The sequence below is a fragment of the Bacteroides sp. AM32-11AC genome (genome assembly GCF_003603515.1).
Classification (GTDB): Bacteria; Bacteroidota; Bacteroidia; order Bacteroidales; family Bacteroidaceae; genus Bacteroides; species Bacteroides uniformis.
Genome location: NZ_QTNH01000004.1, coordinates 296,599 through 311,121 on the forward strand (window position 1 = coordinate 296,599; position 14,523 = coordinate 311,121).

Annotated in this window: 12 protein-coding genes; 1 reads left to right on the forward strand and 11 read right to left on the reverse strand. The window is 48.2% G+C overall.

Annotation, left to right across the window (positions count from 1 at the left end; translation table 11 throughout):
• Positions 1-25: 25 nt before the first annotated feature.
• On the reverse strand, positions 26-772 hold the full coding sequence (gpmA, locus tag DW800_RS06415) for a 2,3-diphosphoglycerate-dependent phosphoglycerate mutase (RefSeq protein ID WP_005827407.1): 747 nt from the start codon (positions 770-772) through the stop codon (positions 26-28).
• A gap of 36 nt (positions 773-808) precedes the next feature.
• A complete protein-coding gene (locus DW800_RS06420; RefSeq protein WP_005837364.1) occupies positions 809-1,105 on the reverse strand; it encodes a hypothetical protein in 297 nt (98 codons plus the stop codon).
• 243 nt (positions 1,106-1,348) lie between these two features.
• Here DW800_RS06420 and fldA point away from each other — a divergent pair, with 243 nt between their 5' ends.
• Complete coding sequence (gene fldA / locus DW800_RS06425; protein WP_005827403.1) at positions 1,349-1,855, forward strand: flavodoxin FldA; 507 nt, start codon at positions 1,349-1,351, stop codon at positions 1,853-1,855.
• 124 nt (positions 1,856-1,979) lie between these two features.
• Here the strand turns inward: fldA and DW800_RS06430 are convergent, their stop codons facing one another.
• The 9 genes from DW800_RS06430 to DW800_RS06475 form a co-directional block, all read right to left on the reverse strand.
• Complete coding sequence (locus DW800_RS06430; protein WP_005827401.1) at positions 1,980-4,544, reverse strand: glycosyltransferase family 1 protein; 2,565 nt, start codon at positions 4,542-4,544, stop codon at positions 1,980-1,982.
• A 30-nt stretch (positions 4,545-4,574) separates the two neighbouring features.
• Positions 4,575-6,236, reverse strand: a complete 1,662-nt coding sequence (locus tag DW800_RS06435; RefSeq protein ID WP_005827398.1) for a glycogen/starch synthase — start codon at positions 6,234-6,236, stop codon at positions 4,575-4,577.
• Between the two features lie 295 nt (positions 6,237-6,531).
• Complete coding sequence (locus tag DW800_RS06445) at positions 6,532-6,951, reverse strand: ATPase (protein ID WP_005827396.1); 420 nt, start codon at positions 6,949-6,951, stop codon at positions 6,532-6,534.
• Positions 6,952-6,984: 33 nt separating this feature from the next.
• On the reverse strand, positions 6,985-8,811 hold the full coding sequence (locus DW800_RS06450; RefSeq protein ID WP_008664313.1) for a V-type ATP synthase subunit I: 1,827 nt from the start codon (positions 8,809-8,811) through the stop codon (positions 6,985-6,987).
• Positions 8,808-9,413, reverse strand: a complete 606-nt coding sequence (locus tag DW800_RS06455; protein ID WP_005827391.1) for a V-type ATP synthase subunit D — start codon at positions 9,411-9,413, stop codon at positions 8,808-8,810. Before DW800_RS06455 ends, DW800_RS06450 begins: the two co-directional genes overlap by 4 nt.
• A 120-nt stretch (positions 9,414-9,533) precedes the next feature.
• Positions 9,534-10,859 carry a V-type ATP synthase subunit B gene (locus tag DW800_RS06460; RefSeq protein ID WP_005827389.1) on the reverse strand — a complete coding sequence of 442 codons (1,326 nt, stop codon included), beginning with the start codon at positions 10,857-10,859 and terminating at the stop codon, positions 9,534-9,536.
• A 140-nt stretch (positions 10,860-10,999) separates the two neighbouring features.
• On the reverse strand, positions 11,000-12,754 hold the full coding sequence (locus DW800_RS06465) for a V-type ATP synthase subunit A (RefSeq protein ID WP_005827385.1): 1,755 nt from the start codon (positions 12,752-12,754) through the stop codon (positions 11,000-11,002).
• Between the two features lie 19 nt (positions 12,755-12,773).
• Positions 12,774-13,613: a DUF2764 domain-containing protein gene (locus DW800_RS06470; RefSeq protein WP_005837370.1), complete on the reverse strand. Its 840-nt coding sequence runs from the start codon at positions 13,611-13,613 to the stop codon at positions 12,774-12,776.
• A 16-nt stretch (positions 13,614-13,629) separates the two neighbouring features.
• Positions 13,630-14,220 (reverse strand): hypothetical protein, encoded by a 591-nt coding sequence (locus DW800_RS06475; RefSeq protein ID WP_005827382.1) that lies wholly within the window; start codon positions 14,218-14,220, stop codon positions 13,630-13,632.
• Positions 14,221-14,523 lie beyond the last annotated feature (303 nt).

Below are 14,523 nucleotides of genomic sequence, written 5' to 3' on the forward strand. Positions count from 1 at the left end.
AATAGCGCGCTTCCGCGCGCCAAAATCATTTCTTCTTTCCCTGATTGGCCACAGCCTCCATCAATTTCTTTATCTCCTCGGGATCACCCAAGAAATAGTCTTTCGTCAAGTTCAGCTCATCGTCAAACTCAAAGACGTAGGGCACCGCCGTAGGCAGGTTCAGATGCACAATTTCATCGTCCGAAATATGCTTCAGATGCTTGATAATACCCCGCAGGCTATTGCCATGAGCCACTACCAGCAATTCGTCGGCCGTCTTCAGATTCGGGAAGATGACACATTTCCAGTAAGGCATGATACGCTCAATCGTATCTTTCAACGACTCCGTACGGGGCAGTTCGGCATCGGGCACTTCTTGATAACGGTCCTCAAAACGCGGATTACGCGGGTCATCCTCGGCCAATGCATGCGGAGCCACATCAAAGCTCCGGCGCCATACCAACACCTGCTCGTCACCGTACTTGGCAGCCGTCTCTGCCTTGTTCAGCCCTTGCAACTGGCCGTAGTGTTTCTCATTCAACCTCCACGATTTCTCCACCGGAATCCAGTCCTGGTCGAGGCGGTCCAGCACACAATCCAGTGTCTTCACGGCACGCTTCAGATAGGAAGTATACGCCTTCTTGAAGCGGAATCCCTTTTCTGCCAGCAGCTCACCCGCCCTTACAGCTTCAGCAACGCCTTTCTCTGTCAAATCAACATCCGTCCACCCCGTGAAGCGGTTTTCCTTATTCCATGCACTCTCGCCGTGGCGAAGCAAAACAATCTTTTTCATATAGTCTCCTTTCAGTTTTACCTATAGAACACCCGGCTACCTCCTCTTGTTCATGCAATAGCGGACCACATATACCAAAAGTATCAGAAACGCCACCCACACCATGCTGATGACCGGCAGGTAGCGGTTATACAAATATTCCCCTTCCTTCGGGACACGGTTGAAAGTACAGATTATGCAATTACAGCACGCATCGAGTGCATCATGCGAGAATACCGAAAAAACAATGATAGCCACCCCCGCAAGAAGCATCATCAAAGTCCCCCACACCAGCCACTTACCAGCCACGGAAGGATGGAATTGCGAATGAGTGGAATGTACGAATCTAACCATAAACACTTGTCTATTATTACCGGTACAAATGTCCTTCATTTTTAACAATCCGGCAATACCTACTTTTCATCAAAAAGAGAGTCTGCCATCCCAATTAGTAGGTAGCCGCGACCTCTATAAACCACGCCACAAGCTAACCCGAAATGGGGAGCGGCACAACACTAAAAGCCCTACATGTAGGTATTTCACGTTCTCCGGCAAAGCCTTTACTTTGCAGCAAACAATTTAATCACTTTATTTACAATGAAAAAGACTGGTGTTTTTTATGGTTCCAGTACCGGAACCTGCGAAGAGTTGGCTAACCAGATAGCCGAAAAGTTGGGAGTTTCCTCCACCGACGTACATAGTGTTGACAAGATGACCGCCGATAAAATCAAGGAATATGAAGTGCTGGTTCTAGGTACCTCCACTTGGGGAGACGGCGAACTGCAGGACGACTGGTATGACGGCGTAAAGGTACTGAAGAGCGCCGACCTTTCCATGAAGTTCGTAGCCTTATTCGGTTGCGGCGACTCCGACTCCTACTGCGACACATTCTGCGACGGCATCGGAGTACTCTACGAGGACCTGAAGGATAGCGGGTGTACCTTCTTGGGCAACAAAGTCAGCACGGACGGGTATTCCTTCTCCTCTTCCATCGCCGTGGTAGACGGTGCATTCGTAGGACTTCCCCTCGACGAAGTGAACGAAAGTAACAAAACCGCCGAACGCATTGACGCCTGGACAGCCGAAATAAAAAGCAAGCTCTAGAAAAGAAACAGACCATCCGTTTACTTTAAACGGATGGTCTGCCTGCATCATGCAGATGATATCTTTTATCTGAACAGATAATGTGTTCCGCCATATCCGCAGGCACATTATCTTTTTTATGCTCTTATACGAACCAGCGAACGTAGCAGAAGTCCTGACGGTGAGGCAGGTCTGCATTCTTCGGGAACATACGGTAAGAAACCTTGAAGCTACCCGCATTTTCCATCTTGTGCTTAGCTTGGAAAGTATAAAGGTTACCTTCTTTCTTCACTACATTGAACGGTTCTACGGAATAAACGTGCTGTTTGCCATCCTGAGCCGTATAAGTAGTCACCAGTTCCAGACCGATAGCATCGTTCAAGCCCTTCTCGTCGATAACGTAAGTAATGGTGTATTCCTTACCGCTCTCGATGGAGCCTTTCACCAGGTCTTCGGTCTTTTCGCAAGACACCACTTCAATGCTGTCCCACTTCTCGGCAACTTCTTCCTTCCAAGCAGCTATTTCCTTAGCCTTGGCACAACCGTCGGCAGCCAGCATCTTGAAACGTTTGGCCTCCTTGATGTAGAACTTGTCGTAATAGTCATCCAGCTGACGCTTCATTGTATAGTGGGGAGCAATCTGTGCGATGGAGTTCTTGATAGTCTTCACCCAACCTTCAGAATATCCCTTCTTGTTGCGTGCATAGAACAACGGCAGAATTTCTTGCTCAAGAATGCTGTAGATAGTAGCGGCATCGAGCTGGTCCTGATGTTCCTGGTTCTGGTAAGTACGCTTTTCGGTCAATGCCCAACCGGCACCTTCACGATAGCCTTCCAACCACCAGCCGTCGAGTACGGAGAAGTTTACAACACCGTTCATCAACGCCTTTTCGCCGGAAGTACCGGATGCTTCGAGCGGACGTGTCGGAGTGTTCAGCCAGATATCCACACCTGAAACGAGGCGACGTGCCAACTGCATGTCATAATTTTCCAGGAAGATAATCTTGCCCAGGAACTCCGGACGACGGGAAATCTCAATGATTCTCTTAATCAAGCCCTGGCCGGCACCATCGTGCGGGTGAGCCTTACCGGTAAAGAGGAACTGTACCGGATAGTCGGGGTTGTTCACAATCTTGGCCAGACGGTCGAGGTCGGTGAACAGCAAGTGTGCACGCTTGTAGGTAGCGAAACGGCGTCCGAAACCTATCAGCAGAGCGTTCGGATTGATTTTGTCCAGCAGGGAAACGATGCGTGAAGGGTCACCCTGGTTCTTCAACCAAGTTTCACGGTATTGCTTGCGAACATAGTCAATCAGTTTGTTCTTCATCACCATGCGCGTCTTCCAGATTTCTTCGTCGGACACGTTATAGATAGCCTCCCAAATCTTGGGGTTGGACTGGTCGTAGAGGAAGTTCTCATCAAAATGCGCAGCATAGAGATGTTTCCACTCCGTAGCGCTCCAAGTGGGGAAGTGTACACCGTTGGTAACGTAGCCCACATGGCTTTCTTCGGGGAAGTAACCCTTCCAGATGGAAGCGAACATCTCCTGGGAAACCTTTCCGTGCAGCCAGCTCACACCGTTCACCTCCTGAGAAGTGTTGCAAGCGAATACAGACATACAGAAACGTTCACCCTTGTCGCCCGGATTGTTACGTCCGAGGTCCATCAGGTCGTCCCAGCTGATACCCATTCTTGAAGGATAGCCGCCCATGTACTTGCCGAAAAGGCCTTCGTCGAAGTAGTCGTGACCGGCAGGAACCGGAGTATGTACAGTATAGAGAGAAGAAGCACGTACCAGCTCGATAGCCTGGTCGTAAGTCAGACCTTCGGCCACGTAGTCACAGATGCGCTGTACGTTGATTAAAGCAGCATGTCCTTCGTTGCAGTGATAGATATCTTTCTTGATGCCCAGCTTCTTCAGCGTCAGAATACCACCGATACCGAGCAGGATTTCCTGCTTCAAGCGGTTTTCCCAGTCACCGCCATACAGCTGGTGAGTGATGGAACGGTCGAACTCGCTGTTCATTTCATTATCAGTATCAAGCAGATAGAGAGAGATACGTCCAACGTTCACTCTCCACACATAAGCATGCACGTAGTAGTCCAGATAAGGAACATCCACTACCATCTGCTCGCCCTTCTCATCCAATACACGGTCGATGGGCAACTGGCCAAAGTTCTGTGCCTCGTAATTGGCAATCTGCTGGCCGTCCATAGACAATGTTTGTGTAAAGTAACCGTAGCGGTACAGGAAACCGATTGCACACAAGTCGGCGTTGCTATCGGAAGCTTCTTTCAGGTAGTCACCGGCAAGTACACCCAGACCGCCGGAATATATCTTAAGTACATGGCTCAAACCATACTCCATACTGAAATAAGCCACGGACGGGCGCTTGCTGTCAGGCTTCACATCCATGTATGTGCGGAACTTGGAGTATACGTCATCCATTCTGCGCAGAATAACTTTGTCATTTGCGAGTGCCTCGAGTTTAGCATAACTCATACGTTCCAGCAGAAGTACGGGGTTCTGTCCCACTTCTTTCCAGAGAGCAGGGTCAAGGTCTCTGAACAGTTCGGTGGCTTCATAATTCCATGCCCACCAGATGTTATGTGCCAGTTCAGACAGTTTCTCCAGTTCGGCGGGAATGTGCGATTTCACATTCACATCTTTCCAGTTAGGAGTGTTTACATTACTAACTTTAATCTTCATTGTATGATAACTAATTGATTAATAATTCTTTTATTTTAGTTGACGCTTCATGGCATTGCGCAGTGCAATGTCGTAAGCCTCGTAATAATATTGTATAAAGTGCTTCCACAAAGCCTGCTCTGCCACCTGGCCTGCACGCTTGCGTATTTCCTTGATTTCGGCTTCCGTCTTGGTAGAGAACAAGGCTACGGTGTCCTTGATGCCGTCTGCCACTTCGGAATAGTTATAGTCCGAACGGTGCAGCACTTCCACTCCGTCGTTTATGCCATGCTGGTTTTTCAGGCTGTTCACCCAAAGTCCGAAACCGGCAAGGTCGGTGGTGATGGTAGGCACCCGGAAAGCCACGCTCTCCAGCGGGGTATATCCCCACGGTTCATAATAGGACGGATAGACACTGAGGTCCTCGCCTAAAATCAAGTCATAATAATGCTTGTTGAGGATGCCATCGTGACCATCCTGATAGCAAGGTACAAAAATTACTTTCACCTTATCTTCGGGACGATTGCCCATACCGAGGTATTTCAGCATATCCAGCACCTGGTCGTGCGTCATATTGTGCAGCCAGTGGGTGATGAAAGGACACTGCAACGGTTCGGTGAACTTATCTTTGCTCTTCAAGCGCTTCTGCAAGTCCTCGCGGGGGTCTCCCACCCAGCTGGGCACGTTGACAAACGCCAATACTTTCTTCTTTAAATCTTTATCGCGGTTCAGCCGGTTCAATGATTCCAGGAACACATCGATACCCTTATTTTTGAACTCATAGCGTCCGCTGGTACCGATAATCAGCGTATCGTCGCCCAAGTCCTCACCCAGCAGGCAGTTTGCCACACGCAGCATGGTGGAACGGGCACGTTTGCGCTTGCCGGTAAAGGTGGCGCCTTTCGGTACAAAATCATCTTCAAAACCGTTCATCAGCACAACATCCGCAGGCTTGTCAAGCAATTCCCTGCATTCGTTGTTTGTGATTTCGCTCACAGTGGTGAAACAGTCCACATAGTGGGCCGTCTGCTTTTCAATGGAATGTTTGGACTGCATGTTCAGCTCCTCCGCCATCTGGTCGCCGTTGTAGGCGAAAAGATAATCGTAAAGCGGCTTGTTGTTGCCAGCTATGGAGCGGCCGATGGACGTGGCATGGGTGGTGAAGATAGTCCCTATCTCGGGAACGGCAGACTGAAGATAGAGGGCGGCCATGCCGGTCATCCACTCGTGTGCCTGGAACACCACTTTGTCCGTTTCCGTCAAATTATAGCGATAGAAGCTCTCTATCACCTTGCCGGTAGCGAAAGCAAACATGGATGCTTCGTCATAATCACCATATCCATGCAGTGAATCCACCTGATAGCGGTTCCACATTTCTGTATAAATCTCATTTTTTTCTGCAAAGAACGGTTGGAAATCAACCAATATAACAATAGGTTCTCCCGGAATGTTCCAGCGACCTACGCGGACGGAAAGATTGTCTTTCAACGCTGCATGTTTTTTCCACGCTGCACAAAGGTTATCAGACTCAATGAACAAAGGGTTCTCTTTTCCCTGCCAGAAATCCGGCCCTATAAAGAATAATCTATCGCGAAATTTAGTCTGTAAAGTATTTGCCCTTGTAGACAAAACTGTATAGATACCGCCTACTTTATTACACACTTCCCAACTCGCTTCGAAGATGTAATCGGGGGTAAGTAGTTCTTTAGTCATATTATGTTATAATCTCTTTATCTTAATTACGGCTGCAAAAGTACGTATTATTCTTTGAAAAATAGCCTTTTAATCGAAAAAACTGATTAAATATGCATAAACAATCGTTTGCGGAATGTCATAGTTTAGCCACAAAAGCCCCATTGGCTCGCCCATCCATGCATTTTTCGTCTAAAATTCCCGAAGTTTCAAAAAAGAATTCCTGGAGTTTTCAGTTGAAGCCCCAGGAATTTAAACAAAAAACCCCAGGGATTTCAATTGTAAATCCCTGGGGTTTATTTTCTTATAATCCGGATTATACCATCAATGCAGCTACCAGCGCCAAAATAGCGTAGAATTCAGGAAGCGCGGCGTAAATCATTGTATTGGTCTGTACGTCGTGTCCCTGGGAAATACCCACAATACCGCTAGCACAAATCTGTCCCTGACGGATAGCGGAGAACAGGCATACCAGCCCCACACCCAGTCCGATGCCCAGCATCAAAGGGCCGTCCGTAGCAAAATCCCTGCCCATGGACATCAGGAAAGCCACGAAGCCGTAAAGTCCCTGCGTAGCCGGAAGGGCCGACAAAATCATATAACTTGCTGACTTGGAAGGGTCTTTCTTCAACGCACCTTCTGCCGCACTACCGGCGATAGTTGTACCGAAGCAACTGCCAATTCCTGCAAGGGCCAACATCAGGCCCAGACCGAGATAACCTAAAATTTCATTCATAATGTTTCTATTTTTATTTGTTTTTTAATTTGTTTATTTCTTTACTACTGTAAAAGGTTTATAGGCTTCGCCCTTACCTTCGTAACCGGAATTCTTGAAGTATTCCACAAATGTCAGACGGAGCGGGTGTACAAAGGCACTCAGACAAGACATGGCAATGTTCAGCGTATGCCCGAATATCAGTATCAGACCGCAGAACAGCCATCCCAGGGCCGGACCTGCAGCATCGTTCACCATGAAGGCAAGCTGGTTGAACACGCCTCCAAGCATACCGCCTGCCAAGCCGAGGGCATAGAGACGGATGTAGGAAAGTATATCGCCCATCAATCCGGTTGCCATGTTATAGGTATCCCATACTCCGGCACCGATGTTGACAAATACATTCCGGTGGATATTGTTCAGCAGGTAGATACCGATGGCAGAAACACCGCCAATCACGATAAATGCCCACGTAGACACGTCTTCCGAAATTATTTTGAAGAAGGAAAGTCCGCCGGTGCAGATAAATCCCACCACCAGCAACAGCCATCCCCAAGCACTGAGCGACTCCTTGAAGCCGAAACGAACGGTCTGTCCCACGGCCTTCACCGTCATGGCAATGCAGATGTGCACCGCACCGATAATCAACGCCAGCAGCATTTGCTTGTCATAGGTAGTCTCACCTATCTTACCCACAATCATGAATTCCTTCAGTTTGGCGGGTATCTCCAGGTCAAAGAGGCTTACACCGAAGAAGGTTCCCAATATGGCACCGATGACGGACGTAAATATACCCAACGTAATCACCAGGTTCATCATGCCTTTCATGGACTTGGACATCTTCCTTTTCAAAATGAACCCGAGTGCAATCAGTACCAGACCGTAGCCCGCATCTCCCATACAGAAAGCAAAGAAGAGCGAGAAGAATGGCGCAAGTATCGGTGTCGGGTCGAACTCGGCATATTCGGGCATACCGTACATTTTGGTAAGCACTTCGTACATGCGTGTATAGGCGTTGTTTTTCAGCTTGATGGGAGCATTGTCCTCGCGCTTGGCAGCCCTTATCTCATAATAAGTGCCGCTTTCATCGAGAAGTTTCCTCACATCCGCCTCGCAGTCTTCGGGAATCCAGCCTTCCATCAACACTACGGCACCTTCTGCCATATGTTCGCTGTTCAGCTTGACTTTCAGCAGGTCTATCTCTTCCTGGAGCTGTAGGTTGTACTTCTCCAACGTGCAGTAATTCGCTTTGCAGAATTCTTTCAATCCGGCATGTGCCTGCACAAGGGCCTCTTCCGTATCGGCTTTCTTCCGGCTCAGTTCGGAGAGGCTGAGTGAAGGCAGACGGAGCGGTTCCACATCCAGTTCTACCGGTTGGGGAGTGACGGTCACGAAATAAAGATGTCCGCCGTTCTCTTTCACCACGATGGCATTGTAGTCCTCTGCCCACGCTTCGTTATAGTCTTTCTCCGGGCAGGTATAGAACTGCACGAACCAACCAGCATCTTCCAGCTTGCGGATGGCTCTCCAATCGAAATCGCCCCAGACTTCCATCTGCGCCACATCCTTGTCGATGGCGGGAATCTGCTGGTTCAAGTCTTGTATCCGCGCCTGCAAGTCCTCGTAGAATTTCACCAGAGCATCGGCCGACAACTCTTTATGCACCTTTTCTTCCGGCTGTTTGTCTGCCAGGGTGTGCATGCTCTGAAGCATATTCTTGTAGAGCGTACGCTTCTGCATGAATTGCTGCAAGGTGTCGTCCATCTCGCCGCACTGCCTTTCCACAACGTGCACCACGCCCAGTTCCCGGATTTGTGCCAGAAATGCTTCGTACTCCTTATGATACACAAGGAACGTGAGCTTCTTCATTTTCGTAATCATGCCTCTGCCTCCTTCCTTTTCTCCTGATGGGATTTCATGATTTTCTGCGATGACTTGGAAAGGTTCTCCTCGTCTTCCATAAACCGCTTGATTTTGCGCAGAGCATCCTGATAACCCGGAATCTGTACTTTCTCAAAAAGATTCACCTTCTGGGTGGTCTTTTTACGCGCATGTTCCAACAAGTTCAACTTGGCAACAGTAAATTCACGCTCGATGGCAGTATGTGCCAGTGACTTAAGCAAATGCAGCCCGTCTGCATACCATTTGGGCGCATTGAACAAGCTGTAAGGGCGTATCTCGAAATCTACATTCTCGAGCAACGGCACCCGTACACCGGCAATCTTCTTTACACCGAGATGAACATCGCTGACCTTTATCAATGAAGCGTCGAACTCATTCCAAAGGGCGAACATGGCTTCGTAAGCTTGGATTTCCTTTTCCAACCTCGCGTCCAACGCGGCAGCGTCTCCCTTGCAGCGCTTCACTTCCATACGCAGGGCACTCTCCTTATTCTTAATAATGGGGAGTGTACGCACGCGCACCTTCAGTTGCTTTTCGAGTTGCTGAAGCGAGGTTTTGTTATATTGAAACTTAATAGCCATTTTATTTACGATTTAACGATTTACGATTAGACGACTGAAGCTACTCAATTTCTCAATTTACAGATTTACAATTTCAGTAATATCAATCGTAAACCGTAAATCGTCTAATCGTACATTTATTTAGTTTGCTTTCGGCCAGAACTGGTCCACAAGCTCTTTCTTGATATTCACCTCTTCCGGACGGAAATACTTGCCGAACAGACTCCATGCCACATCGAGCATCTCTGTGGTATCGAGGTTGACATCGATGGCCAGTAGCTGGTTGGAGTAGTCCTTGGCAAAGGCAAGGGTACGTTCGTCGTAGTTCGTCAGGTCGAAACCGTTTTCAAGCTTGGTTTTGGCGTTGGCGGCATCGGCGTACAGACGTACGGCGGCATTCATCACCTGCGGATGGTCCTTACGTGTCTTTTTGCCCGTAACAAGCTGTTTCAGACGGGACAAGGAACGGAACGGGTCAACGATAACCTTACCGATGTCGCTGTCACGACGGAGGAACAACTGGCCTTCCGTGATATAACCCGTATTGTCGGGCACGGCATGCGTAATGTCGCCACCGGACAGAGTCGTCACCGCAATAATCGTGATGGAACCGCCGCTTGGGAACTGCACCGCCTTTTCGTATATCTTCGCCAAGTCCGAATAAAGGGAACCCGGCATGGAGTCCTTCGAAGGAATCTGGTCCATACGGTTGGACACGATGGCGAGCGCATCGGCGTAGGAAGTCATATCCGTCAGCAGCACCAGCACCTTTTCATTATTGTTTACAGCAAAATACTCGGCCGCCGTCAGTGCCATATCCGGAATCAGCAGACGCTCTACCGGAGGATTCTCGGTGGTATTCATAAAGCTGACGATACGGTCGAGCGCACCGGCATTGGAGAATACGTTCTTGAAGTAAAGGTAATCATCGTTCGTCATACCCATACCGCCAAGGATAATCTTGTCAGTCTCCGCACGCAGAGCCACATTCGCCATCACCTGGTTGAAGGGCTGGTCGGGGTCGGCAAAGAACGGAATCTTCTGTCCGGACACCAGCGTATTGTTCAAGTCGATACCTGCAATACCGGTTGCAATCAGTTCCGAGGGCTGCTTACGGCGCACCGGATTCACGGATGGACCGCCAATTTCCACCTCCTCGCCTTCAATGGCCGGACCACCGTCGATGGGGTCGCCAAAGGCGTTGAAGAAGCGTCCGGCAAGCTGCTCGCTCACTTTGATTGTAGGAGCCTTGCCCAAGAATACTACCTCTGCATTGGTGGGAATACCTTCCGTACCCTCAAACACCTGCAAAGTCACTTCGTCGCCGGCAATCTTCACCACCTGGGCCAGCTTGCCGTTTACGGTCGCCAACTCGTCATACCCCACTCCGGTTGCCTTCAGCGAACACGTAGCTTTCGTAATCTGAGTAATCTTGGTATATATTTTTTGAAATGCTTTTGTTGCCATCTATTTATTTACAATTTAGCAATTTACTATTTACTATTTAAATCTCTGCCATCCTATTCTACTATTTTCCTATCTACAACCTCCGTACACCTGCATCCGCAAGGCAAATAGTAAATTGTAAATAGTCACATAGTACATCCTTAGGCTTTACGTTCCTCAACCAGTTCCTGCAACTGCTTATGGAACTTGTCGTATTCTTCCGACTTAAACTTCGAGTAGTTCATCTGCTTACAGATGTTAATCATTTTCTTGAAGTAATCCATTACTTCGTTGAAGTTGTCGAACTCAAATTCTGTATGACAGATTTCTATTACCATATTCAGAATCTCCTCCTGACGCTCCATCGGGGTCACGGCATCAATTTCATCAAAGGCATCCTGCTGCAGAATAACGAAGTCAATCAATTCCGATTTCCAGAAAGTCACGTGATACTCTACGGGCACACCGTCGTCACCCAAGATGTTGATTTGCTCGGCAATCTCCTTACCACGCTGCAAACGGGTCTTGATTTCATTCACCTTGCCAATCCACTCACCGTTGATGTGCTTGGTGATATACTCTTCAAATTCAGGGTATTCTATATATTTGGAATACGAGTCAATCGGGTTTACGGCAGGATAACGCTTCTTGTCGGCACGGTCTTGCTCAAGGGCATAGAAGCAGCGTGCCACCTTCTTCGTATTCTCGGTTACCGGCTCCTTCAAGTTACCACCGGCAGGCGATACCGTACCGATGAAAGTAATGGAACCGGACTCGCCGTTGTTCAGCTTCACATAACCCGCACGGCCGTAGAAGTTGGAGATGATGGAGGACAAGTCCATCGGGAAGGCATCGGGACCGGGCAACTCCTCCATACGGTTGGACATCTCGCGCAATGCCTGCGCCCAACGTGAAGTGGAGTCCGCCATCAGCAGTACCTTCAATCCCATGCTTCGGTAGTATTCTGCAATCGTCATAGCCGTGTAGACAGATGCCTCACGGGCAGCCACCGGCATGTTCGAAGTATTGGCAATGATAATCGTACGTTCCATCAGCTTCCGTCCCGTATGCGGGTCAACCAATTCGGGGAATTCTGTAAAGATTTCCACAACCTCGTTGGCACGCTCACCGCAGGCAGCGATGATTACGATGTCCGCTTCCGCTTGTTTTGAAATGGCATGCTGAAGCACCGTTTTTCCAGTACCGAACGGACCGGGGATAAAACCCGTACCACCTTCCACAATCGGGTTTACGGTGTCGATTACACGCACACCGGTTTCCAGCAATTTGAAAGGACGCGGTTTTTCCTTATAGTTGGTCATGGCGCGCTTCACGGGCCATTTCTGTATCATGTTCACCCGGATGTCATTACCTTCGCTATCCGTCAGCACTGCAATGGTATCCTCAATGCTGTAATCACCTTCCTTTGCAATGGATTTCACGGTGCACACACCTTTCTGTTCAAAAGGCACCATGATTTTCAGAGGTTGGAAGTTTTCGTCCACTTGTCCCAGCCAGGCAGCGGCTTCCACTTGGTCGCCCACCTTTGCCAAAGGCACAAAATGCCATTTGCTTCCTTTATCCAGCGGATAGGTATATTGCCCGCGTTTCAAGAAAACACCGTCCATCTTATCGAGGTCGTTTTGCAGACCGTCGTAGTTCTTCGAAAGCATACCGGGCCCCAGTGTTACTTCGAGCATATGTCCGGTAAACTCAGCTTCGGCCCCCACTTTCAGTCCGCGGGTACTCTCAAATACCTGCACGTAGACCTGGGTACCTACTACCTTAATCACCTCCGCCATCAACTTGTCTCCTCCGGTCGAGATATAACAAATCTCATTCTGCGCTACCGGTCCGTCGACGACGAGGGTCACCATGTTGGCTATTACGCCACTAACAGTTCCTTTTGTTGCCATATATTTTTAGTTGTTTATTTTATCTGAATTCTGCGGGTATCTGCACCTCGTCTTTCAAGGCAGCGATAATGCTGCGGAACAGTTGGTTACCCTTCTCTTTATCCAACGAAATCCACCGTTCTATCATCTCCAGCTGTAGCAGGAAGACAAACAGACGTTCCACGGTAAAGTAATCGAAGAATGTGGCCTCCTCCATCCAGTCCCAGCGAAGCTGGTCCAGTTTCTTTTCCCGGTCCACCAGTTCCTCCGTCTCACTGATTTTCACCAGCTGCTCCAGATAATCCACCTCAGTACCCAGACCGAAGTCACGGGCATTGGAAGTACGCAGAGCCTCGCACACTTCCGTATCACCCACAATCAGCGGAGCAATGTCCAGCTTGAACTTACGTGCTGTGAGCGCCACCAATATATTATTGAGAGTGAGGTTGAAGCCAAACCAGGAAGACACAAACTGATTCCTGGATTCCATAGCATAGGCGTAATAGAGCGCTGCCAGGCGGTCTTCATACAAGAAACCGTCCTCGGCAGGCAGGCTGAAGTATTCGGAAATGAACGTAGAGAGATAAGATGGGAATACACTGTCAGAGACTTCGTCGCCATCCTTCAGTTGTGAGATATATTCCACCAGTTCCTCCGACGAATAGTTTCCGCGCGGGTCGATGGCAGCATCCTTATCCTTCAATAGTTTCAAGACATTCGCATTATCGAATTTCAGATAAAACAAATCTATCAACTTTTTATCATCTTCCGACAAGGCAGGATATAGTTCCGTCTTGAAATCGGCTACTGTATAGCTCAGTTTACTGTCTTCCAGAGTAAGTTCAGGCAAACCGGCTACCAAGTAATAGTATTTACTCATAATCCTGTGGGAGTTTTTAGAACAGCATTTCCACTAATTGCGGACGCAGGAATTCCTTGAAGTAATTCATAAATTCTTCTTCGCCGAAGTTCACCTTGTACGAACCATCGGCAGGCGATACGGAGAACAAGGTTTTGATGCCATTCACTTGCTCAATCTTCACACCCTTGTCCAGCAGGTCTTTCGCCTTCGCTGCGAAATATTTTGTCAAGCCTTCCGCATCGGCAGTAGAGATAACGATTGGTTCGTTCACACTCCATTTGGACGCCAATGCAACGATGAAGGCATTAAGATAATCCTTGTTTGCAGCAAATGCCTTTACATCGGCATTCACAATGTTGTCCGTCACCAACGTAGCGATTTCGGACTTCAGAGCATTCACAGCCTGACCGGCAAACAACTTTAATTCAGATTTTGTATTCTCTGCCAGTTCATCGGCAGACTTATGAGCGGTAGCCACGATAGAATCCGCTTCCTTGTGAGCATCCTCTATAATTCTCTTGGCTTCTTCCTGAGCTTTTGCGATAAGTTTCTGTGCCTCTTCGTTTCCTTTCTCTACGCCTTCGCGGTAGATCTTATCGGTCAGCTCTTGAATCTTGTTTTCCATATTTGCAGGAGTTATTATATGATTTATATTACAATATTAATTGCGTGATTTTTTCCCTTCCTATTAGATTCACGCCAAATTTACAAAAATCCATTTGATATTGAATAGAAAGAAAGGAAGAAAAGTTCTTGCTCTTCCAAAAAAAACTCATTTTACACCAACTTTGTTCTGTAATGATAACAAAAGAATGACAAAAGAAGCAGAAAAATACGTATGCAACAACGCATGACAGGGATTAAGGGGAGCAGTTCCGGAGGTATATAAACGAACAAAGCCTCCGTATCCTTATCAGACACGGAGGCT